The organism is Virgibacillus chiguensis, assembly GCF_900129865.1.
In the GTDB taxonomy this organism is placed as follows: Bacteria; Bacillota; Bacilli; order Bacillales; family Amphibacillaceae; genus Virgibacillus; species Virgibacillus chiguensis.
In genome coordinates, this window is record NZ_FQXD01000009.1 from 52,997 (window position 1) to 77,195 (window position 24,199).

At 38.4% G+C, this 24,199-nt stretch carries 19 protein-coding genes; 17 read left to right on the forward strand and 2 right to left on the reverse strand.

Translation table 11 applies throughout. From position 1 onward, the window contains the following. Positions 1-144: 144 nt before the first annotated feature. The 5 genes from BUB45_RS11360 to argS all read left to right on the forward strand — a co-directional run bounded on the left by BUB45_RS11360 (position 145) and on the right by argS (position 4,969). Complete coding sequence (locus BUB45_RS11360; protein WP_073009143.1) at positions 145-1,092, forward strand: ABC transporter permease; 948 nt, start codon at positions 145-147, stop codon at positions 1,090-1,092. Positions 1,093-1,104: 12 nt separating this feature from the next. Continuing rightward, the gene (locus BUB45_RS11365; protein WP_073009145.1) at positions 1,105-1,998 is read left to right on the forward strand and encodes a carbohydrate ABC transporter permease; all 894 of its coding nucleotides are present in this window, start codon (positions 1,105-1,107) and stop codon (positions 1,996-1,998) included. A 29-nt stretch (positions 1,999-2,027) separates the two neighbouring features. Then, positions 2,028-2,639, forward strand: coding sequence for a YesL family protein (locus BUB45_RS11370; protein WP_073009166.1), 612 nt, complete (start codon positions 2,028-2,030; stop codon positions 2,637-2,639). Between the two features lie 222 nt (positions 2,640-2,861). Beyond that, a complete protein-coding gene (locus BUB45_RS11375; RefSeq protein WP_073009168.1) occupies positions 2,862-3,308 on the forward strand; it encodes a YwiB family protein in 447 nt (148 codons plus the stop codon). After that, complete coding sequence (gene argS, locus BUB45_RS11380; protein WP_073009170.1) at positions 3,305-4,969, forward strand: arginine--tRNA ligase; 1,665 nt, start codon at positions 3,305-3,307, stop codon at positions 4,967-4,969. The genes BUB45_RS11375 and argS overlap by 4 nt, the downstream gene beginning before the upstream one ends. A gap of 195 nt (positions 4,970-5,164) precedes the next feature. Here the strand turns inward: argS and pflA are convergent, their stop codons facing one another. Together pflA and pflB are read right to left on the reverse strand one after the other, a co-directional pair. Continuing rightward, positions 5,165-5,899 carry a pyruvate formate-lyase-activating protein gene (gene pflA, locus BUB45_RS11385; RefSeq protein WP_073009175.1) on the reverse strand — a complete coding sequence of 245 codons (735 nt, stop codon included), beginning with the start codon at positions 5,897-5,899 and terminating at the stop codon, positions 5,165-5,167. Between the two features lie 74 nt (positions 5,900-5,973). Next, on the reverse strand, positions 5,974-8,220 hold the full coding sequence (gene pflB, locus BUB45_RS11390; protein WP_073009177.1) for a formate C-acetyltransferase: 2,247 nt from the start codon (positions 8,218-8,220) through the stop codon (positions 5,974-5,976). Positions 8,221-8,811: 591 nt separating this feature from the next. Here pflB and BUB45_RS11395 point away from each other — a divergent pair. From BUB45_RS11395 to BUB45_RS11450, 12 genes are all read left to right on the forward strand, one after another. After that, positions 8,812-10,914: a (Fe-S)-binding protein gene (locus BUB45_RS11395; RefSeq protein ID WP_073009180.1), complete on the forward strand. Its 2,103-nt coding sequence runs from the start codon at positions 8,812-8,814 to the stop codon at positions 10,912-10,914. Positions 10,915-11,494: 580 nt separating this feature from the next. Continuing rightward, positions 11,495-12,682: an acetyl-CoA C-acetyltransferase gene (locus BUB45_RS11400; protein WP_073009183.1), complete on the forward strand. Its 1,188-nt coding sequence runs from the start codon at positions 11,495-11,497 to the stop codon at positions 12,680-12,682. A gap of 19 nt (positions 12,683-12,701) precedes the next feature. After that, positions 12,702-13,553: a 3-hydroxybutyryl-CoA dehydrogenase gene (locus BUB45_RS11405; RefSeq protein ID WP_073009186.1), complete on the forward strand. Its 852-nt coding sequence runs from the start codon at positions 12,702-12,704 to the stop codon at positions 13,551-13,553. Positions 13,554-13,583: 30 nt separating this feature from the next. Next, the gene (locus tag BUB45_RS11410; RefSeq protein WP_073009188.1) at positions 13,584-14,711 is read left to right on the forward strand and encodes an acyl-CoA dehydrogenase; all 1,128 of its coding nucleotides are present in this window, start codon (positions 13,584-13,586) and stop codon (positions 14,709-14,711) included. Positions 14,712-14,725: 14 nt separating this feature from the next. Beyond that, a complete protein-coding gene (locus BUB45_RS11415; RefSeq protein WP_073009191.1) occupies positions 14,726-15,865 on the forward strand; it encodes an acyl-CoA dehydrogenase in 1,140 nt (379 codons plus the stop codon). 148 nt (positions 15,866-16,013) lie between these two features. After that, complete coding sequence (locus tag BUB45_RS11420) at positions 16,014-16,640, forward strand: TetR/AcrR family transcriptional regulator (protein ID WP_073009194.1); 627 nt, start codon at positions 16,014-16,016, stop codon at positions 16,638-16,640. 914 nt (positions 16,641-17,554) lie between these two features. After that, positions 17,555-18,043, forward strand: coding sequence for a DNA-directed RNA polymerase subunit delta (rpoE, locus tag BUB45_RS11425; RefSeq protein ID WP_073009197.1), 489 nt, complete (start codon positions 17,555-17,557; stop codon positions 18,041-18,043). A 342-nt stretch (positions 18,044-18,385) separates the two neighbouring features. Then, complete coding sequence (locus BUB45_RS11430; RefSeq protein WP_073009200.1) at positions 18,386-19,993, forward strand: CTP synthase; 1,608 nt, start codon at positions 18,386-18,388, stop codon at positions 19,991-19,993. A gap of 515 nt (positions 19,994-20,508) precedes the next feature. After that, complete coding sequence (locus tag BUB45_RS11435) at positions 20,509-20,868, forward strand: response regulator (RefSeq protein WP_073009203.1); 360 nt, start codon at positions 20,509-20,511, stop codon at positions 20,866-20,868. A 99-nt stretch (positions 20,869-20,967) separates the two neighbouring features. After that, positions 20,968-21,825 carry a class II fructose-bisphosphate aldolase gene (locus tag BUB45_RS11440; protein WP_073009206.1) on the forward strand — a complete coding sequence of 286 codons (858 nt, stop codon included), beginning with the start codon at positions 20,968-20,970 and terminating at the stop codon, positions 21,823-21,825. 105 nt (positions 21,826-21,930) lie between these two features. Further along, positions 21,931-22,572 (forward strand): fructose-6-phosphate aldolase, encoded by a 642-nt coding sequence (fsa, locus tag BUB45_RS11445; RefSeq protein ID WP_073009208.1) that lies wholly within the window; start codon positions 21,931-21,933, stop codon positions 22,570-22,572. 126 nt (positions 22,573-22,698) lie between these two features. Then, on the forward strand, positions 22,699-23,985 hold the full coding sequence (locus tag BUB45_RS11450; protein WP_073009211.1) for a UDP-N-acetylglucosamine 1-carboxyvinyltransferase: 1,287 nt from the start codon (positions 22,699-22,701) through the stop codon (positions 23,983-23,985). Positions 23,986-24,199 lie beyond the last annotated feature (214 nt).

Here is a 24,199-nt window from a genome sequence, read left to right on the forward strand (position 1 = left end):
CAAACGTTTTAGCCAGAGAGGTGTTCAAACAGCTTCCGTCTGTAGTGAAAAGCGATGGGTTTACGTGCAGATACAATTTCGGGAAACCTGTTAGAAAAAATGGCGGAATAGTAACGGCTAAATAATTTGTGAGGAGGTTTATAAATGAGAGCAACCAAATCAGAAGCTTCTCTTCCTAATCAATCTAGAACTTATACCGTAAAGAAAAATTTGTTGAGGAATTGGCAATTATATGTGTTTTTGGTCCCAGCACTTGCTTATTTTATTATTTTACACTATGTGCCAATGTATGGTGTGCAAATTGCATTTAAAAACTTTATTGCTACAGAAGGAATTTGGGGGAGCCCATGGACAGGATTTGATCATTTTACTCGATTCTTTGATTCCTATTATTTTTGGAGACTGCTGAAAAACACATTGCTATTAAGTGCTTATCAATTAATTTTATTTCCTTTACCTATTATATTGGCACTTTCATTAAATGAGCTAAGAACAGGCGCTTTTAAAAAATGGGCACAAACCTTAACCTATGCACCTCATTTTATCTCTGTTGTTGTCGTCGTAGGAATGATTGTTATCTTCTTAGATCCAACTACTGGGTTGGTGAATAGAATCATTGTTGCTTTAGGCGGCGAGTCCATCCCGTTTTTAACGAGTCCGGATTGGTTTCGACATGTCTTTACTTGGTCAGGAGTTTGGCAAACGTTGGGATGGAGTTCGATTATCTATTTAGCTGCACTTTCTGCTGTTAGTCCCGAATTACATGAAGCTGCAAAGGTAGACGGTGCAACACGCTTGCAACGAATCACTCATATTAACATCCCCAGCATTCTGCCGACCATTGTTGTTTTATTTATATTAAATATTGGATCTTTCATGACGGTAGGTTTTGAAAAGGTTTTATTAATGCAAAACAATCTGAATATGTCCACTTCCGATGTCATTCAAACGTTTGTTTATCAAACGGGGTTATTAGAGGGGCAATATAGTTTTGCGGCAGCCATTGGGTTATTTGATTCAGCTATAAATATTACATTACTCGTGATATTTAATTATTTAGCAAGAAAAACAACAGACTCTAGCTTATGGTGAGGAGGTATAGGAATGAAAAGAGTTAGCCTATCAGACAAGTCATTCGATCTATTAAATACACTATTTTTACTTATTATATTGGTATTAATCGTCTATCCACTAGTTTTTGTTTTAAGTGCTTCTATTAGTGATCCTACTGCAGTAAGCTCTGGTGAGATGTGGTTGTGGCCTGTAGACATTACGTTTGAAGGTTATCAACGGGTTTTTGCTGAAGCGTCAATTTGGAGAGGATATGGGAACACGATTTTATATACGTTAGTAGGTACAGCCATTCATTTGTTTGTTCTTTTGCCATGTGCCTATGCTTTATCAAGGAAAGAACTGATGGCAAAAAAAGCTATATTATGGTTTTTTCTGTTTACAATGCTATTTAATGGTGGACTCATTCCAACTTATCTTATAGTTAAGTCTTTAGGTATGTTAGATACCATGTGGGCAATTGTTATTCCGAACGTTGTAGGTGCTTGGTCGATTTTAGTAGCACGTACTTTTTTTCAACAAAGCATTCCTGACCAGTTAGTTGAAGCTTCAAAAATTGACGGTGCTTCTGATTTTTATATTTTTATAAGGGTGATTTTACCTCTTTCTCTTCCTATTATTGCAGTTATGGCTTTATTCCATGCAGTAGGTTTATGGAATCAGTATTTTAACGCCTTAATTTATTTATCTGATAGAGATAAATTTCCATTGCAGTTAATTTTAAGGGAAATTTTAGTTGTAAATCAGATGCAGCTAAACGATCCTACAGCAGGTGGAGGGGCAGAATCTCTCGTAGATCAGGTGAAAACAGCAGGTTTAATTAAGTATGCCGTCATCATCGTTTCCTCGCTCCCTTTATTACTTGTGTATCCTTTTATTCAAAGATATTTTGTGCAAGGAGTTTTAATTGGATCAATTAAAGAATAAATTTATTTGAACAAATGAGGGGGACTACAATGAGTGGGTTTATAGCTGGCTATTATCATTTCTCGGTGTGGGTTACTAGGTTCGCCTATTTAAATTTTTTATGGATTATATTTTCAGTTGCTGGTTTACTTGTATTCGGAATTTTACCTGCTACTGCTGCTATGTTTTCGGTTGTTAGAAAGTGGATAAATAAGGAAACGGATATACCAATATTTTCAACCTTTTGGAGGTCATATCGAAAAGAGTTTAGCAAAATAAATGTATTAGGATACATTATTTTAGGAATTGGCTATTTGATGACGATCGAGTTTCAAATCCTTCGTTCACAAGAGCATATTGCCTATCTTTTTGCTAGTTTTGGCGTTGTCGGTCTGTTTTTAGTGTATATGATTATACTCCTTTATATTTTTCCGATTTTTGCACATTTTAAGTTGAGATCGTTGGAGTATATAAAGTGGGCTTTTGTTATTGGCATAGGCCATCCACTCTTAACTGTATTCTTAATGGGGGTTACTAGCGGTTTGTTTTATTTTATTTACCTAACCATTCCAGCTTTACTATTTTTCTTTGGGGGGAGTGTGTTTGCTTATATTGTAACATGGGGAGCGCAGCAAACGTTTTCAAAGTATGAGCAAGCATGACATTCTTTGTAAGAGACGTTATACAACTAGCTAATTAATCGTCATATAGAAATTCACACTTCTTGTATAGTTGTTATTTCATAAGATTGTCATGTCTTTTATTCCTTCTTTCACCGCTTGATAAATAATCTTTGTTATAATAGAATACACAAGAATACACTATTTTATCATCATTTATGAAGTAAATCTCCATCTGGAACGGTATGAATGGAGGAGTTAGGTATGTCGAATAATAAACAACAAACAGCTGTATGGATTGAACTTCATACGACGATTAATGACAATGGACAAAAAGAATTCCACGAAAGCAAACAGGCTGGTACGCTTTATCAAAAAGAAAATATAGACGTACTGACGTTTGAAGAAGTGGTAGAGGATGCGTCTGTTGTAAAAAATATGATTACAATTCAACGTGAAAAGGTAAACTTGAAACGTTCGGGTAATGTTACCATGAATCAGCAATTCCATATGAATCAAACGACAGAGAATGTACTAAAGCATCCTTATGGTAATATACATATGGAAACTTATACGACAGCTATTGTCTATGAACCGTTATCGTCAACAAAGAATGGCAACCTGCAAATTGTTTATGATCTCAAACTAAATGGACAAGATGCGAGACAGCAAACGCTCGACTTAGTTATAAAAGAGGAGGACATGGCATGAATGTATTAGAGCAAACAGAAGAGACATTGAAACAACAAATTAGGGATGCCGTCTTGCGAGCGGGTCTTGCAAGTGAAGAAGAAATACCGGAAATGGTGCTTGAAAAACCAAAAGATAAAAGGCATGGGGATTTTGCGACAAATATTGCTATGCAACTAGCACGTGTTGCAAAAAAAGCGCCACGTCAAATTGCGGAAGAATTAGTAAACGTGTTTGATAGAGTGAAGGCATCTGTTGAAAAGGTAGAAATTGCAGGGCCAGGCTTTATTAACTTTTTTATGAAAGAGGATTTTCTAGGCTCAATTGTTCCAAATATTTTACAAGAGGGAGAAGCCTATGGAAGATCACGAGCTGGTAATAATGAGCGTGTACAAGTGGAGTTTGTCTCTGTGAATCCAACGGGTGATTTGCATTTAGGTCATGCAAGAGGCGCGGCTTTCGGAGATGTCTTATGTAACGTATTCGATGCTGCTGGTTATCGGGTTGAACGAGAATACTATATTAATGATGCTGGGAATCAAATCGATAATTTAGCCTTGTCTATAGAAGCGCGCTATTTGCAGGCATTAGGTCAAGACGTACCCATGCCTGAAGACGGCTATTTTGGTGAAGATATTACGGAAATTGGTAAACAATTAAGGGAAGAATATGGAGAACAGTGGGTACAAAAAGATAGGGAAGAACGTTTAGCTTTCTTTAAAGAATATGGGTTAAGTTATGAACTGGGTAAAATTAAAGAAGATTTACAAGCATTCAAAGTTCATTTTGACTCGTGGTTTTCTGAGCGCTCCCTTTATAAGGAAAATAAAATTGGAGAGACACTAGAAAAAATAGCCACCTACACATACGAAAAAGATGGTGCTACATGGTTCCGTAGTACGGAATTTGGCGATGATAAAGATCGCGTTTTAATTAAACAAGATGGTACTTATACTTATTTAACCCCGGATATTGCGTATCATAAGAATAAATTGGATCGTGGGTTTGATCAAATTATTAACGTTTGGGGCGCCGATCATCATGGTTATATCCCGCGGATGCGTGCTGCGATTCAAGCGTTAGGCTATCCCGCTGAAAAGTTTTCCGTAAAAATCGTGCAAATGGTAAATTTATTTGCGGATGGCGAAAAGGTGCGGATGAGCAAACGTACCGGTAAAGCTGTAGCATTAAGAGAGCTTATAGAAGAAGTCGGGGTAGATGCGGTTCGCTATTATTTTGTAATGCGTTCCAATGATTCACAGCTTGATTTTGATATGGATCTTGCCCGATCTGAATCGAATGATAACCCTGTATTTTATGTGCAATATGCACATGCAAGAATTTGTACGATGTTAAAGCAAGCAGAAGGGAAAGGACTTTCTTTTGATTGCGATGCCGATGTTTCACTTTTAACCGCTGAAAAAGAAACCGATTTGTTAAAAAAGCTAGCTGCATTTCCGCAAGTTATCGCTGATGCAGCTCGAATGCAAACACCGCATAAAGTAACTCAGTATGTATTTGATCTAGCGTCTTTGCTACACAGTTTTTATAATGCAGAAAAAGTATTAGATACAGATCATCTCGAAAGAACGAAAGCGCGTATCGCTTTGATGCAAGCTGTCAAAATTACATTGGCGAATGGTTTACGCGTGTTAGGAGTAACGGCGCCAGAGAAGATGTAGTTTTCCACGTTATTGGAAAAAATTGCAAAATACCACCGCTTTTTCAAAAGAAAAGAAAGCTCTGTCCGTATAGAAAAACGAAGACTTTATCGCCAGCCCTCTATGGCGAAAAGTCTTCGTTTTAAATATGTTTTTATATGCAATTTTCGTTTTGCTAGCCTAGTCTCGTCTTTGTGAGGATTTCGACTAACGATTCTACGATTCAGCGGGAATAGAAAGTATTTCTTTAGCGCGCTTCACTTCTTCTTCTGTAGGTGGTTCGACACCGGCAAGTGGGTATTCTAAATTTAAATGCTCCCATTTATAAATTCCCATCTTATGATACGGAAGTACTTCAACTTTTTGTACATTACCCATATTTTTAATGAAATCATTTAGCCTTGCTAATTCGTCTGGGTCATTTGTTCTTTCTGGAATAAGAACACGGCGAATCCAAACAGGTGTATTTTTCTCGGCTAATAGTTCCGCAAATTTCAAGATATGTGCATTGGGCATTCCTGTAAGCTGTTTGTGTAAATCATTATCTAAATGCTTAATATCTAAGAGTACAAGATCTGTAACACGTAATAACTCATCCACTTTCCTTAAAAAGGTAGGGCTTTCCCGAAAACATCCAGCTGATGTATCAATTGCCGTGTGGACGCCTAATTTTTTGCATTCCTTAAACAGCTCCAGCAGAAAATCGATTTGTAATAATGGTTCTCCGCCGCTAACCGTAATGCCTCCACTGCTCTTAATGTATGGGAGGTAGTCTTTTAGGTCTGTGATGATTTCGGCTACACTTTTCTCAACCCCGCCTTTTACGTCCCACGTGTCGGGGTTATGGCAAAATTGACATCGAAGCAGACAGCCTTGTAAAAAGATGACATAACGCAAACCCGGTCCGTCTACTGTACCGCATGTTTCTATCGAGTGAATTCTTCCGATCATTGGTAAAGCCCCCTTCTTTAAGGCGGAAGGGCAGGATAAATGCCCTTCCTAACAAAATTAAGTTACAAGTATGCTTACAATCCTTTATGGAATGTACGGTTAATAACATCGAGCTGTTGCTCTTTAGTAAGTTTAATGAAGTTTACTGCATATCCACTAACACGAATCGTTAATTGTGGATATAATTCTGGATGCTCCATGGCATCTTCTAACGTTTCACGGTCAAATACGTTAATGTTTAAGTGATGTCCTTCTTTACTTGCATAGCCATCAAGAATGGATACTAAGTTGCTTGTACGTTCATCTTCTGTTTTACCTAGTGCTTTTGGAACAAAACTTGTTGTATTAGAAATACCGTCTAATGAGTTTTCGTAAGGTATTTTAGCAACACTGTTTAAGGATGCAAGTGCTCCAGATTGATCACGACCATGAAGTGGGTTAGCACCTGGTGCAAATGGCTCACCAGCACGACGACCGTCCGGTGTGTTCCCTGTTTTCTTACCGTAAACAACGTTTGAAGTAATCGTTAAGATAGATAATGTTGGTACAGCATTACGGTATGTTTCGTGTTGACGGAACTTATTCATAAAACGATTCACAACGTCTACAGCTATGGAATCTACTTCATCATTGTTGTTACCATATTTAGGGAAGTCTCCTTCAATACGATAATCTACTGCTAAGCCGTCTTCATCACGAATAACATGAACTTTTGCGTGTTTAATAGCACTTAGGCTATCTGCAACAACGCTTAGTCCAGCAATACCGCCTGCCATTGTACGAAGAACGTCTTTGTCGTGTAGTGCCATTTCAATACGTTCATACGCATATTTATCATGCATGAAGTGAATGACGTTTAATGTATTCATGTAAAGCTTAGCTAACCAGTCTAAGATGACATCGTAACGTTCCATAACTTCTTCAAAGTCTAACACATCAGAAGTAATCGGGCGAAGTGGTGGTGCTACTTGCATTTTTAATTTTTCATCTACGCCACCATTAATCGCATAAAGTAAAGCCTTAGCTAGGTTAGCGCGTGCGCCAAAGAATTGCATTTGTTTACCGATTTCCATCGCACTTACACAACAAGCGATACCGTAGTCATCACCGTAATGTTTACGCATTAAATCGTCATTTTCATATTGGATGGAGCTTGATTCAATGGACATTTTAGCACAATATTTTTTAAACGCTTCTGGTAATTTTGTAGACCAAAGAATCGTTAAGTTAGGCTCCGGAGCAGGTCCCAAGTTCGTTAATGTGTGTAAGAAACGGAATGAGCTCTTTGTAACAAGTGGCTCACCTTGTAAGCTTACACCACCAATGGATTCTGTTACCCAAGTAGGGTCCCCGCTAAATAATTCATTATATTCTGGAGTACGAGCGAATTTCACTAAACGCAATTTCATAACAAAATGGTCAATAAGTTCTTGTGCTTGTTCTTCTGTTAGGTGACCTTCTTGTAGGTCGCGATTAATATAAATGTCTAGGAATGTAGATACACGCCCTAAACTCATTGCGGCACCATTTTGTTCTTTAATCGCAGCTAAATAAGCCAAGTATACCCATTGAATAGCTTCTTGCGCATTTGTAGCTGGTTTAGAAATATCAAATCCATAGCTTTCTGCTAACTGTTTTAATTCGTGCAATGCTCTTATTTGTTCATTATGCTCTTCACGTTGTTTAATGATATCTTCAGTCATAACACCGTCGTTTTCTAGCAATGTAAGTTCTTCTTGTTTTTTCTTAATTAAGAAGTCTACACCATATAGAGCAACGCGACGGTAGTCACCGATGATTCGACCACGCCCATAAGCGTCAGGCAAACCTGTAATGATACCAGCTTTACGTGCTTTTCTCATATCTGGAGTATAAGCGTCAAATACGCCTTGGTTATGTGTTTTGCGATATTCCGTAAAAATGTGCTCTGTTTCTTTATCTAACTCATAGCCATATGCTTCACATGAATTTTTCGCCATGCGAATACCACCAAATGGCATTAGACCACGTTTAAATGGTTTATCCGTTTGAACGCCGACAATGGTTTCTTTATCTTTATCAAGATATCCAGGACCATGTGACGTAATGGTAGAAGGGATTTTTGTATCCATATCTAATACGCCACCAGCTTCGCGTTCTTTTGCAGTAAGTTCTGTTACTTGTTTCCAAAGATCTAACGTGTTTTGTGTAGGTTTAGCTAGAAATTGTTCATCACCTTCGTAGCCAGTAAAATTGCGTATAATAAAGTCTCTAACATTAACGTCTTGTTCCCATTTCCCACTACGGAAAGTTCTCCAAGGGGATAAAGTAGTAGTAGTCATAGAACTACCTCCTTCATATATTTAAAGCTTCTATTAATAGTATAACAAAAATATCATATTGTGAAAGTATTCACATGTGATATTTTTATGACATTTACCTCTCTTTATAAGTATTCACAAAGAATACGTTTACATGTAAAAATATGGTTTTGAAAACCGTATAATGTGAACTAGGAGAACGTCACTTTTATCCTATTAGTAAGAAAGCAAAAAGTTTAAACGATTATAGTATAAGAAAAACTACAGCGTTTGTTACAATCCAAGTTTTTATAATATATGAATTTGTTTTATCCATAATACTTGGACTGTATTCATTCTGTTATAAGTTAGATAAGAATCCTTTCATTGTTACCCCAAAAAAATGTCGGGGCTTATAATAATTGTTCACAGAAAGATGTAAAAAATTTATTTCTTCTTTGATCAAAAGAGAAAATATAGTAGAAAAACAGTTGACTGAATGATCATTCATATTTATAGTAGTAAATATAAGATTTAAAAACAAACCATTTTTCTGAAAAATGAAATCGTTGTCAAGGGAGAGTTGTGCACCTATTCAAATTGTTCTACTGCATGATAAGGGGAGTGAGTGAAGTGAATACATTTTTGTTAGTAAATGCCATTGCATTTACCGTCATTACGATTTATGGGGTGTACTTATTTGCAAAAGTCGTAGCTACACGGGTGGCTTATATTCGTTTAGGGAAAAAGTCAGAGTTTGATGGGGAGTTTAAAGAGCGATTCAGAAGAATAGGGAAGATTGTTTTTGGTCAGTCGAAACTTTTAAAGGATAAAAAATCTGGCATTATTCATGTCATGATGTTTTATGGATTTATTCTCGTACAATTTGGTGCGATGGACATGTTTATTAAGGGATTATCACCTGGAAACCACTTACCTTTTGGACCGCTTTATCCAGGGTTTGTATTTTTTCAGGAGTTAGTAACATTAATGATTCTTGTAGCAGTGATATGGGCTTTTTATCGCCGTTATATTGAAAAACTTGTCCGTCTTAAACGCGGATTTAAGGCAGGTTTAGTTTTATTGTTTATTGGTACATTAATGATCTCTGTGTTATTTGGAAATGGAATGGCATTATTATGGCACGGTCATGATGTAACGTGGACGGAGCCCGTTGCAAGTGTCATTGCGATGGCGTTTTCTTGGTTGTCATCTACTGCTGCTATGGTACTATTTTATGTCGCTTGGTGGATTCATACGATCACAATCCTTGTGTTCCTCGTTTACGTCCCACAATCCAAGCATGCCCATTTAATTGCTGCACCAATTAATGTGTTTTTAAGTAAGCGTGTACCAGGTAAGTTAAAGAAAATTGATTTTGATATGGATGAAGATCAAGAGGAAGAAGAGATCGCATTCGGTGTTGGGAAAGTGGAAGATTTTGAACAGCATCAAATGATTGATTTTTATGCATGTGTAGAATGCGGTAGATGTACAGATGTTTGTCCTGCTGCAGGTACAGGGAAAATGCTATCGCCCATGGACATTATGATTAAAGTACGAGATCATTTAACAGAAAAAGGCGCAGCAATTACTGGAAAGTCGCCATGGGTCCCAGCCTATGCATTTGCCAACACGGCGGGCAATCAAGCCACTGCAAAACAAGAGGCTGCTGCCACTGTGCAAAGCGCGAGTTTAATTGGCGATGTCATTACAGAAGAAGAATTGGCTGGTTGTACAACGTGCCGCAACTGCGAAGATGCCTGCCCTGTTAACAACGAGCATGTAGGAACGATAATCGATATGCGCAGGTACTTGGTCATGACAGAAGGAAAGATGGACCAAGATGTTCAACGAGCAGTTATGAATATTGAACGACAAGGTAATCCATGGGGATTATCGAAAAAAGATCGGATTAAGTGGCGTGAGCAAGATGAGTCTGTGCACATACCAACGATAAAAGAATTAAGTAAAGAAGGCAAAGATTTCGAATACTTATTTTGGGTTAGTTCTATGGGAGCATATGATAATCGAAGCCAAAAAATTGCTATTGCGTTTGCCAAGTTATTAAACCAAGCAGGTGTGAGCTTTGCAATTTTAGGAAATAAAGAAGCGAATTCTGGAGACACAGCTCGTCGGATAGGGAATGAGTTCTTATTTCAGGAAATAGCGGAGAAAAATATTAAAGAATTTACGAAAAATGATGTGAAAAAAATTGTTACGATCGATCCACATGCATACAATATTTTTAAAAATGAGTATCCAGATTTTGGATTTGAAGCGGAAGTCTACCACCATACCCAATTATTATATGATTTATTGATAGAAGGGAAGTTGAAGCCTCAAAAAGCGATTAACCAAAGGCTGACATACCATGATTCTTGTTATCTAGGAAGGTATAATGGCGTATACGATCCGCCGCGGGAGATTCTCCAAGCTATTCCAGGGTTAGAATTGGTAGAAATGCAACGTACGAGAGAAAATGGGATGTGCTGTGGAGCAGGTGGTGGGTTAATGTGGGCTGAGGAAACGACAGGAAATCGTATTAATGTTGCGCGTACAGAGCAAGCGTTAGCGGTTAAGCCGAACATGATTTCTAGTGCATGCCCGTATTGTTTAACGATGATCAGTGATGGTACAAAAGCGAAAGAAGTGGAAGAGGATATTAGCACGATGGATGTAGCAGAGATTTTAGCTATTTCTGTATGTAATGAAGAACAAATAAAATCCGCTTAATAGAATGGTGTGACAGCGTGAAATTGTCTTTAACTGCTTACCATAGGAAAGTACAAAGTTCTGGGGTTTATCGTATAAAGAAAAACAAAGGCTTTCGCGATAAGACTTGGCGACAAGCCAAGTTTTTCTAACAAATTTGCAATAAAAACACTTCGAATATTTCTCGATACCTGTTATTCTATTAATCTATAGAGTATGCTTCACTATAGGAGAATTTAAGATAAGTGGTTTGTGTATAACAGCATAACCGAATAAGTCACGTCTGGCTCTGGCGCCCAGCAACGAGGTAATTTAACAAATTGCTCTGAGCTAAGTCATCATTAGTTCTTCCCTCACCATGGTTTCTAAAGCTTTAATGATTTGTTCCATTTTCTACGTTGCTAAACGGGCGCACCTTGAGCCTTTGCTGCACTTTAGAAAGTAAAAAATAATAGTATAAGAAAAGCTACAGCGTTCGTCATAACAATTGGCGACAAGTTAAGTTTTTCTAAAAAAAGTTAGGTAACTAAGCTTTTTGAACATATTCTGAATGAAACGATGAGCGAGCGTTCAATCAAAATAAAGGAGTGATTAATAAGTTATGAGAGAAGCAGTGATTGTATCTGGAGCTAGGACTCCGTTTGGAAAGTTTGGTGGTGCACTACAACCTTTTACCGCTTCACAGTTAGGGGGGAAGGCTATTGAAGAAGCATTAAAACGTGCCCATATAGCTGGTAGTGATGTAGATGAAGTAATAATAGGAAATGTTTTACAAGGCGGTCAAGGGCAAATTCCTTCTAGACAAGCAGCCAGAGAAGCAGGAATTCCTTGGGAAGTGAAGACAGAAACGGTGAACAAGGTATGTGCCTCGGGATTACGAAGTGTTACATTAGCAAACCAGCTTATTCGTTTAGGTGATGAAGATATCATTGTTGCTGGTGGGATGGAGAGTATGAGTAATGCTCCATACTTTTTGCCAGATGCTCGCTGGGGCAATCGAATGGGTGACAAGAAAGTTGTCGATATGATGGTACATGATGGATTGACTTGTTCTTTCCATGGTGTTCATATGGGAACGTATGGAAATACGACAGCAGCAGAGTATGATTTAACGCGAGAGGAACAAGATGAATGGGCGTATCGCAGCCATCAACGTGCCGTAGAAGCGATAGAGGATGGCAAGTTTGCTGAAGAGATTGTAGCTATGGAAGTGCCACAACGTAGGGGCGAGCCAATTATTGTCGATCAAGATGAAGCTCCAAGAAAAGATACGAGCATAGAAAAACTAGCGAAGCTTCGATCGGCATTTGACCGAGATGGTACGATCACCGCAGGGAATGCTCCGGGGATAAATGATGGTGCATGTGCATTTGTTGTTATGTCAGATGAGAAAGCTTCCGAACTTGGAAAAGAAGTATTAGCAGTTATAAAAGGGCATACGGAAATTGCTGTTCCTGCAGAAGATTTTCCGAAAACACCAGGTCTAGTTATTAATCAATTATTGGAAAAAACGGGGTATTCCAAAGAAGAAATTGATTTATTTGAAATTAATGAAGCGTTTGCTGCAGTAGCATTAGCGAGTGGCAAAATTGCCGGGATTGATCCGGAAAAGGTGAATGTAAATGGTGGGGCAGTTGCATTGGGTCATCCAATCGGCGCAAGTGGAGCGCGGATTATTCTAACGCTTATTTATGAGCTTAAACGACGTGGGGGTGGACTTGGCATTGCTGCAATTTGTAGCGGAGGAGGTCAAGGTGACGCTGTTTTAATCGAAGTACCTAAACAGTAATTAACAAGGGGGAGAGGAATTGGATATTAAACAAGTGATGGTCATAGGCGCTGGGCAAATGGGGGCAGGAATTGCCCAGGTCTGTGCTCAAGCTGGGTTTCATGTAGTCATATATGATAAACATGTCGCATCATTGGATAATGGTATGAAAAGAATTCACACGTTTGTACAACGAGCTTTTGAAAAAGAACGAATAACGGAAAAACAACGTGATGAAACGCTGCAAAGATTGCAACGTGCGGAGAAGGTAGAAGCTGTGGAAAAGGCGGATATCGTTATTGAGGCTGTCATCGAAAATATGGATGCCAAAGCCGCTATTTTTAAAGAGTTGGACCAATTAGCGCCAGCACGTACTATTTTAGCTTCTAATACGTCATCTTTGCCAATTACTAAACTAGCAGCTGCGACGAATCGCCCTGACCGGGTGATTGGCATGCATTTTATGAATCCGGTTCCAATTATGGAGTTGGTAGAAATTATTCGGGGATTACAAACAAGTGATGAAACCTATTTTAAAGTTGAGCAAATGGCAAGAGCATTACATAAAACGCCAGTTACTGTCGCGGATTTCCCAGGTTTTGTTTCCAACCGTATATTAATGCCAATGATTAACGAGGCTATTTATACATTACAAGAAGGAGTTGCTACGGCAGAAGATATAGATACATCAATGAAACTAGGTATGAATCATCCGATGGGTCCGTTAACACTCGCTGATTTTATTGGTTTGGATACATGTTTGTACATTATGGAGGTACTGCATGAAGGCTTTTCCGATAGTAAATACCGACCATGCCCGTTACTGAAGCAATATGTGCAAGCGGGATGGTTAGGTAAAAAAACAGGTCGAGGTTTTTATGTGTATACGTAAAAACTTGTAAAGATCGAGGGGGAAAACAATATGCTGCGTTGGACCGACGAGCAACAAATGCTAAATAAAATGGTGAGAGATTTTGCGCAAACCGAAATCTTGAAAGCGGTACCTCTTATGGAAGAGGAGGATCGCTTTCCAATAGAAGTCGTCAAGCAAATGGGAGAGCTTGGACTAATGGGAATTCCTATTCCAGAGAAATATGGCGGAGCAGGAATGGATTACACTGCGTATATTCAAACCATTCATGAGATATCAAAGGTGAGTGCAACGGTAGGTGTTATTTTATCCGTCCATACATCTGTCGGAACGAATCCGATTCTTTATTTTGGTACGGAACAGCAAAAGGATTTCTATCTTCCTAAACTGGCAAGTGGTGAATATTTAGGAGCTTTTGCTTTAACAGAACCGAATGCAGGATCGGATGCAGCAAGTCTAAAAACAAAAGCTGTGAAAGACGGAGAGGCATACATTTTAAATGGGTCGAAAGTGTTTATTACAAATGGTGGTGTGGCTAATACATATATCACCTTTGCGCGTACAGAAGAAAGAGAAATTAGTGCGTTTATCGTAGAGCGGGATACTCCTGGACTTATCATTGGTAAACCAGAGAAGAAAATGGGGCTACACGGATCCAATACAGTGACACTGACGTTTGACAATTGTCGCATTAGCAAAGAACAACTTTTGGGAGAAGAAGGAAAAGGGTTTAAAATTGCCATGCATAATTTAAATGTCGGTAGAATTGGTATAGCGGCTCAAGCGCTTGGAATAAGTGAAGCAGCGCTAGAGCAGGCAACAAAGTATGCCAAAGAACGAAAGCAATTTGGCAAGTCAATTGCAGAAAACCAAGGCATTTCCTTTAAATTAGCGGACATGGCAACTCGGACAGAGGCAGCTAAACTACTCGTCTACCAAGCTGCTCATTTCGTAGAGCGTGGTGTGACATCAGGGAAAGAAGTTTCCATGGCTAAATTATATGCTTCTAAAGTAGCTGTCGATAACGCTATTGAAGCGGTGCAAATATTTGGTGGTTACGGCTATACGGAAGATTATCCTGTTGAACGACTGTTCCGTGACGCAAAAGTTACGGAAATATACGAAGGCTCGAGTGAAATTCAACGCATGGTAGTAGCTAAAAATTTACTCAAACAATAAGGGAGGGTTTGTCCATGAATTTTGATCTTACGGATGAACAAAAGATGCTTAAAAAAATGGTACGCGAATTTGCGGAAAATGAAGTAGAACCTTCAGCGGCAGAACGAGATGAAGAAGAGCGATTTGATCGGGGAATTTTTGATCAGATGGCAGAACTTGGGCTAACGGGAATTCCTTGGCCAGAAGAATATGGCGGGATTGGCTCTGATTACATGAGTTACGTCATAGCTGTTGAAGAATTGTCACGAGTATGTGCTTCCACAGGTGTCACTTTATCTGCACATGTATCTTTAGCGAGTTGGCCGATTTATAATTACGGTTCAGAAGAACAAAAGCATAACTTTTTGCATCGCTTAGCAACGGGAAAGGCGTTAGGTGCCTATGCTTTATCCGAACCTGGTGCTGGAAGTGATGTTGTGTCTATGTCAACAACTGCAAAAGAAGATGGAGACAGTTACATTTTAAACGGTAATAAAGTGTGGATTACCAACGGCGAGGTAGCAGATATGTATATTGTTTTTGCTAAAACAGACGCTAATGCTAAGCATAAAGGTATGACAGCATTTATCGTTGAAAAAGGAACAGAAGGATTTTCATTTGGTAAAAAAGAAAAAAAGCTCGGAATTCGATCTTCACCGACAACGGAATTAATTTTTGAAAATTGCCGTATACCAAAAGCAAATCGACTTGGTAACGAAGGAGAAGGGTTTAAAATAGCGATGAGCACGTTAGATGGTGGGCGAAATGGTATTGCGGCACAGGCATTAGGAATTGCGCAAGGTGCTTTGGATGCTGCGACCACTTATGCCAAGGAAAGGGTGCAATTTGGTAAGCCAATTGCAGCAAATCAAGGTATTTCGTTTAAATTAGCAGACATGGCTACAGAGGTAGAAGCTGCTCGCTTACTGACGTATCAAGCAGCTTGGTTGGAATCACAGGGTATGGAATACGGCAAGGCTTCTGCTATGTCGAAGTTGTTCGCAGGTGATGCCGCGATGAGGATTACGGTGGAGGCTGTACAAATATTTGGTGGTTACGGATATACGAAAGATTATCCTGTCGAACGATACATGCGAGATGCAAAAATCACCCAAATATATGAAGGAACAAATGAAATTCAACGTCTCGTCATTGGTAGGATGCTTACAAAATGATATTTTAACTCTTTAACATGAAGCGGACTGTAAGGTGATATCTGTTTACAATGTGTGTGATGTCGCGTTCGTATAGTTTTTGTGTTTTACGCTATTAGCTACTACCGCATGTGGGAATCTAAGTGCTTAATGGGAAGGAGTGAAGGAAATGAACTCGATCCTTTCTTCCATCAAAGATCCGTCGTTAATTGAAAAGCGACGAAATCAAATTATTAGATCCGCGATCAGTTTGTTTGAAAAAAAGGGGTTTCATAGGACAACAACTAGAGAAATTGCCAAAGAAGCCGGGTTTAGCATTGGAACTTTGTATGAATACATTCGTACAAAAGAAGACATTCTATTTCTTGTTTGCGACTCCATTTATTTACAGGTGCGTGAACGTTTAGAAGCACAAATTGACCCAGATAATTCTTCCTTGGCACATTTTATAAATGTGATTCGTTCCTATTTTTATTTAATGGATGACATGCAAGAAGAAGTTATCATTATGTACCAAGAAGTGAAGTCGTTAAAAAAAGAGAGTAAAGATTATGTACTACAGAAAGAAAAAGATATGGTGTCTATGTTAGAGCGAGTTATTGCTAAATGCTTTCCTCATTCCTTAAACTCAAATGAACGGCAACTCCTTGCCAATAATATTTTTATTCAAGGGCAGATGTGGGGATTTCGGAGATGGATGTTACAAAAGCAATTTACACTGGAGACATACATGGATAGCCAAATTCAATTTCTAATACAATCTATTCAGGCTAAATCCTCGAGCGATAAATGTTAAAGAAAGCTGGAATGACAACTCGCCCCGAAACCAAGAAGCTTTGTATGAGTATAACATTTCTCATGCGAAGTTTTTCTTTTCGCGCTTAGCTTATAGAAGGTATAGTTTTTTAAGATTCATCGTTTCATTCAAGCGACGATGTTCTATCGTCATAAAGGATTGTGATAGCTAAGTTTCTTTTAACATAAATAATCCTATGATTTAGTCTGTTTGGAAGAGTGTCTTCAACGTGTGACGTATAAAGTGTTCGTGCAGGTGTTCAAGGTTATCAAAGAAAAAGCAACAAGAATAAGGATGGACAATCCAGCTAGAAGACCAAAAAATGGTTCAAATTAATGCTTGCTTTCAACATACCTTGTGCTGATGAAAAAGGAAAAATACACTATCCGTTTATTGAGTAATTGGATTGGGAAATAGCCGGCGGATATAGTATAAAAAAGCGATAGTTGATTCTGTTAAGTTAGCGGAGGAAAAACGAGGAGACTTCTCGAAATTGAACAATCAGCTTCTTCTTGCGATGTTTCGCTGACGCAGCTCTCTTTGTCCGGTAGGAAATCGCAATGGGAATACCCGAAAAAAAGCGAACGGCTTTTTTTCGAGGAGGCTCAGCTCCAACCCATGGAAATCGTAGTGTTTTTCCGCAACGGTCACTATCTACATTTTACTTGCATTTTTTCTTCTTTATCTCTAGCATAAACTATATAATTTTGTTTATAATGTATGGTATGGTTAAAGTGGTTTCAATTATGTTGTTTCTATCCATTACAGAGAAATACAGGGATAGAACAAAAGTAGGTTTCATAATATATTATTCGTGTGTGTTCAAACAGATAACCATTTCTATTATGCGACCTCATTATCATGAAATAAACGGTATAGAAGCCATCAATATAAATTAAAGGGAGTGCATGACCGTGAGCTTAAATCAATATAGCCACGAAGAAATTCAAAAAATGCCAATGATTGAGTTGGCTAGCTTGTTACTGGCAGAAGAAAGAAAATCATTTCACTTTAAAGACTTATTTAATCGTTTAGCAGATTTGAAAGGCTATACAGAAAAGCAAAAGAAAAATGCGATTGCACAATTTTATACAGATTTAAATGTTGAAGGTAGATTTCTTACTGTTGGCGAAAATATGTGGGGATTAAAGCGTTGGTACCCTGTAGAAAAAATGGATGAAGAAGTAAATGTTGCTCCGAAAAGAAAGAAGAAAGCAAAGAAGAAAAAAGACGAAGATGAGTTGGATATTGTTGATGAGGATATTGAGATTTTAGATGATGATTTAGATATAGATTTAGATTATGATGCAGAAGAATTAGACGAAGGTTTTGACGATGAAGTATATGACGAAGATTTGGATGAAGCGTATGACGATGAAGATGAAACTGAGGATAGAAAATAGATAATGAATACAATGCATTTGGAAATTTAAAACATCCTTTAAAGCCTTGACTTTTTTTAATGAGGTCAGTACAATTTATCTTGGGCTCTTTTATTTTAATTGACAAAGCGTTTCCTCGGTTGATTGGGGAGACGCTTTTATTGTTTTTGCTAGAGTTTTATGCTGTTTGTTACGCATGCGAAACAAGTTAAGTGAGAGAAAATAGCTCCTAAGCGATAGATTCATGTAAGAATCTTTACGTTATATACCCATGTGGTACTTAGGCATCCAGTAAGCAATTAGCTTACTGAATAAAGTTTTCATTATCGCATTTCACAATATAGAGAAAGAGGGAAAGAAAAGATGACCAAGTATATTTTTGTAACTGGAGGAGTTGTATCCTCTTTAGGAAAAGGAATTACAGCTGCTTCATTAGGAAGGTTATTAAAAAATCGTGGTTTACAAGTAACGATCCAAAAATTTGACCCTTATATTAATGTTGATCCTGGAACGATGAGTCCTTATCAACATGGAGAAGTTTATGTGACAGAAGATGGTGCGGAGACAGACTTAGATTTAGGTCACTACGAACGCTTTATCGATATTAATCTAAATAAATATAGCAATATTACAACGGGTAAAGTGTATTCAAGTGTCATTCGCAAAGAACGACGTGGAGACTATTTAGGTGGAACAGTTCAAGTTATTCCACATATTACGAACGAAATAAAAGAACAAGTATTCCGTGCGGGTGAAGCGACAGGAGCAGACATTGTTATAACGGAGATTGGCGGCACCGTTGGTGATATTGAATCATTACCTTTTTTAGAAGCTATTCGCCAAATTAAAAAAGATGTAGGCAGGGACAGCGTTATGTATTTGCATTGTACCCTTGTTCCTTATATTCAAGCTGCTGGTGAAATGAAAACAAAACCCACACAACACAGTGTTAAAGAATTACGTTCATTAGGAATTCAGCCAGACGTTATCGTGTTACGAACCGAACAAGCGATTAGTAAAGAAATGAAAGAAAAGATAGCTTTGTTTTGTGATATAAATGAAAAAGCTGTTATAGAAATGTTAGATGCAGATACATTGTATCAAGTACCGATTGCTTTACAAGAGCAGCGATTAGATGAGCTCACTTGTAATCATTTTGGGCTAGACTGCAAGGAAGCAGATATGGAAGAGTGGCTGGAGCTTCTAAACAAAGTGCGTCATCTATCCAAAACAGTAGATATAGCTTTAGTGGGGAAATATGTGGAGCTTCCTGATGCCTATTTATCTGTAGTAGAAGCATTGAAGCATGCTGGATTTATGTATGATGCTGATATTCGTGTACATTGGGTGAATTCGGAGTTGCTCGATGAGAAAACGATTCATGAACAATTAGAGCATGTAGATGGGATTTTAGTACCTGGAGGATTTGGTGATCGGGGTATTGAAGGGAAAATCACAGCTGTTCAATACGCACGTGAAAATAAAATTCCGTTCCTAGGCATTTGTTTAGGTATGCAATTAGCTACTGTAGAGTTTGCTCGCAATGTTGTAGGTCTTTATGGTGCGCACTCTTCAGAAATTGATCCTGACACAGCATACCCGATTATTGATTTGCTTCCAGAGCAAAAAGACATCTCGGACCTTGGGGGCACATTGAGACTTGGTATTTACCCTTGCAAACTAAAAGACGGTACAAAAGTGAAAGCCGCTTATAATGGTGCTGATTATATTGAAGAACGCCACCGTCATCGTTATGAATTTAATAATGTTTACCGTGAGCAAATGGAAGAATACGGTTTTGTATTTTCTGGCACAAGCCCTGATGGTCGTTTAGTAGAAACGATTGAAATTGCAGATCATCCTTGGTTTGTAGCGAGTCAATTTCATCCAGAATTTACATCGCGACCGACTCGAGCGCAAGCTTTATTTAAAGGCTTTGTTGGAGCGGCAGTTGATTTTCAGAAAGCATAAGGAATTTATGAATAAGGGATATGTTAGAAACGGGAGTCGGGATGAAGGTAGGCGGCTCCCTTTTTTATGGTCTAGGAAATTGGAAATTATAAAATTTAGCAGCTGTGGATAAACTTGCTAAGTTATTTAGCCACGTCCGACGCAAGCGCCTAGCAACTAGGCGACTTCATTCCATTGCTCTAAGATAAGTCATCGTCGGTTCGTTCTAAATAGGAAGGCCGACTAAAGACGGGTTTGCCGGAGGGCGCCGGCATACTCCTGTTGCAGGAGCATGATTCCTAAAACTTCAGTTGCTTCGTTCCACTCGCTACGTTGCTAACCGGGCGCCCCGAGCCTTTGTTCTTATTTTATTTATACGATAGAAAAGTATAAAATTGAAAAACTGCAGATTTCGCCATAGGACATGGCGACAAGCCAAGTTTCTCTAAGATAAACAGCCAATGCAGCAGGATATCTGTTATGTAATAGAGAATAGTATTGTTGGGGGCAAATGATTTGGAAAGGGGAAGTTAATAGTGAAAAAAACAATCCTTGTTGTTGATGATCAGCCAGGTATCTGTATGCTATTAACGGATATACTAACGGAAGAAGGATATCATGTGGAAACTGCTAGCACCGGAAAAGAAGGGCTAGAAAAGATGAATACTTCCGTTTATCATTTAGTGTTGATGGATTATCAATTACCGATATTCAATGCATTTGAAGTAGTGAAGCAGTTGGAAAAGCCAAACAATCAAATCCCTGTAATTGTCATGACTGGCATGACAGAAGGTATTGTTCGAGAAAAAGAAGATTGTAATAATATTGTAACCATTCTTAGTAAACCATTTAATATTAAGGAAGTTTGCGAATTGGTTCACTCCATTTTGAAATAATTTCACAAGCGTATTGTTGCGACTTTGTGCAGTTGTTGGTATTCTATTAATGTAATTTATTTTGACATAGGTGTAATGTTCATCTAGAGGAGGATATACATGCCATTAGTATCAATGAAAGAAATGTTAGAAAAAGGAAAAGAAAATGGTTATGCAGTTGGTCAATTTAACTTAAATAACCTAGAGTACGGTCAAGCCATTTTGCAAGCTGCAGAAGAGGAAAAATCTCCTGTTATTATCGGGGTTTCTGAAGGTGCTGCAAGATATATGGGTGGTTTTAATGTTGTTGTTGCAATGGTGAAATCACTAATGGAAGCATATGGCACAACTGTACCTGTTGCGATACATTTAGATCACGGTTCAAGCTTTGCGAAGTGTGCGGAAGCAATTCATGCTGGTTTCACTTCTGTTATGATTGATGCGTCTCATGATCCATTAGAAGAAAATATAGCTGTTACGAAAAAAGTCGTGGAATTAGCTCACATTCATGGTGTGTCTGTAGAAGCTGAACTAGGTACTGTCGGTGGACAAGAAGACGATGTAGTTGCCGATGGAGTTATTTATGCAGATCCAAAAGAGTGTAAAAAATTGGTTGATGCAACAGGTATTGACTGTTTAGCTCCTGCACTTGGTTCTGTTCATGGTCCTTATAAAGGGGAACCAAACCTTGGCTTCAAAGAAATGGAAGAAATTTTAAATACAGTAGAACTTCCTTTAGTACTTCACGGAGGTACAGGTATTCCTACAAAAGATATTCAACGCGCTGTTTCACTTGGAACTGCTAAAATTAATGTAAATACAGAAAATCAAATCGCTCAAGCGAATAAGGTACGTGAAGTTTTGAACGAAAACCCTGATCTATATGATCCACGTAAATACTTAGGACCTGGTAAAGATGCGATTAAAGAAACAGTTATTGGTAAAATGCGTGAATTTGGTTCATCACAAAAAGCATAAACGTATTTTCTTATCTTATACAAGCTCATGCTTTATAATATGAAGATAGATTGCTTTAAAAACAAGCTAAGTTTTTTATACAATATGTGAAGGGGGCAGGAATTTATGAAATTCTTTATTGATACAGCTAATATTGATGAAATTCGTGAAGCAAATGCACTTGGTGTTCTAGATGGGGTAACCACAAACCCTAGTCTTGTAGCAAAAGAAGGTGTATCTTTTCATGATCGTCTGCAAGAGATAACGAATGAAGTGTCTGGCTCGGTTAGTGCCGAAGTAATTGCAGAAGATGCAGAGGGCATGATCCGAGAGGGAAAAGAGCTTGCGGCTATAGCCCCTAATATTACAGTGAAGGTTCCCATGACACTAGAAGGCTTAAAGGCAGTGAAAGCATTCAGTGATTTAAACATTAAGACGAACGTTACACTTATTTTTAATGCAAATCAAGCTTTGCTTGCTGCTCGTGCTGGTGCAACTTATGTGTCTCCTTTTCTTGGTCGCCTCGATGATATTGGGCATAACGGAATGGATCTAATTGAAACGATCGCTGATATTTTTAGGAAGCATAGCATTCACACTGAAATTATTGCTGCATCAATTCGCCATCCTTTACATGTTATAGATGCTGCACAGAACGGTGCACATATAGCTACTATTCCATTTAAAGTACTTCAGCAACTCGTGTCACATCCATTAACAGATCAAGGAATTGAAAAGTTTTTGGCGGATTGGAATAAACAAAAATAGTTGCATATAATTGGAAATATTGTACAACCTAAGAGACAAGGCAGTGTTTACTGCAATAAAGATTGCAAGTAAATGTGGGCGCATGGATATGCGCTCGCATGTTCCTTGCTTAAGTGAGGTTTTTACATGCAAAAAATGTTCGTTGAAGGTGGTCATTTTTTAAATGGCAAAGTTCGTATAAGTGGAGCGAAAAACAGTGCTGTCGCATTATTACCTGCTGCTATATTGGCTGACTCTGACGTGACGATAGAAGGACTTCCGCAAATATCTGATGTGTACACATTAGGGGATTTACTAGAGGAAATTGGAGGTTCGGTTTCCTGGGATGGACAAACCGTGCACATTGATCCTGCTAAGATGATAGCGATGCCGCTGCCAAATGGAAAAGTGAAAAAACTAAGAGCATCGTATTATTTTATGGGTGCAATGCTTGGGAAATTTAAAAAAGCGGTTATTGGGTTACCTGGTGGCTGTTTTTTAGGGCCTCGACCTATTGACCAGCATATTAAAGGTTTTGAAGCACTTGGAGCAGAAGTTACGAATGAACAGGGAGCAATATATTTGCGTGCGAAGGAATTGACCGGTGCACGTATATACCTAGATGTTGTTAGCGTTGGGGCAACGATCAATATTATGCTTGCTGCTGTAAAAGCAAAAGGAAAGACCATTATAGAAAATGCAGCTAAAGAGCCTGAGATTATTGATGTAGCCACTTTGCTTACAAATATGGGTGCAAAGATTAAAGGCGTTGGTACGGATGTGATTCGCATAGAAGGCGTTCCTCATTTAAACGGCTGCCGTCATACGATTATTCCGGACCGCATTGAAGCAGGAACATTTGCTATAGCAGCTGCTGCTATGGGAAAAGAAGTAACAATTGATAATGTCATTCCTCCACATTTGGAGTCACTATTAGCAAAGATGCGGGAAATGGGCGTTCCTATCGAGGAAAATAATGAGCAACTATTTATTGCGCCAAAGCAACCTTTTAAAAGTGTAGATATAAAAACACTCGTATATCCTGGCTTTCCTACAGATCTACAGCAACCGTTTACAACGCTGCTAACAAAAGCAGAAAGTACTGGAGTTGTTACAGATACGATTTATACGGCAAGATTGAAGCATATTGACGAGTTACGCAGAATGAATGCTTCCATTAAAGTGGAAGGTGGATCTGCCATTGTGTCAGGCCCTGTGCAATTACAAGGTGCTAAAGTGAATGCTACGGACCTGCGTGCTGGAGCAGCATTAATTATTGCCGGCTTAATGGCTGAGGGAATTACTGAAATAACGGGATTGGATCATATCGATCGCGGGTACGAAAAGATTACAGAAAAACTGACGAACTTAGGTGCAAAAATTTGGCGCGATACGATGACGCAGGAAGAAGTTGAAGAACTACAAAATTCGTAACGTCATACGATAGAAAAGCATATAATTTTAGGTTTATGAAGCAAAACGACGGCGTATATATGGATAATTAAGCTTTTCTAATTGGATAGTTAAGTTATATAATGCAGTTGGATAGTTTCATCTATAAATCATATGTCGTATACTAGTTGTGTAAAGATGATTTAAGAAGAAATCAGCTTGTTAAAGAGAGAATGCTTTTGTCAAACTTCTTCTT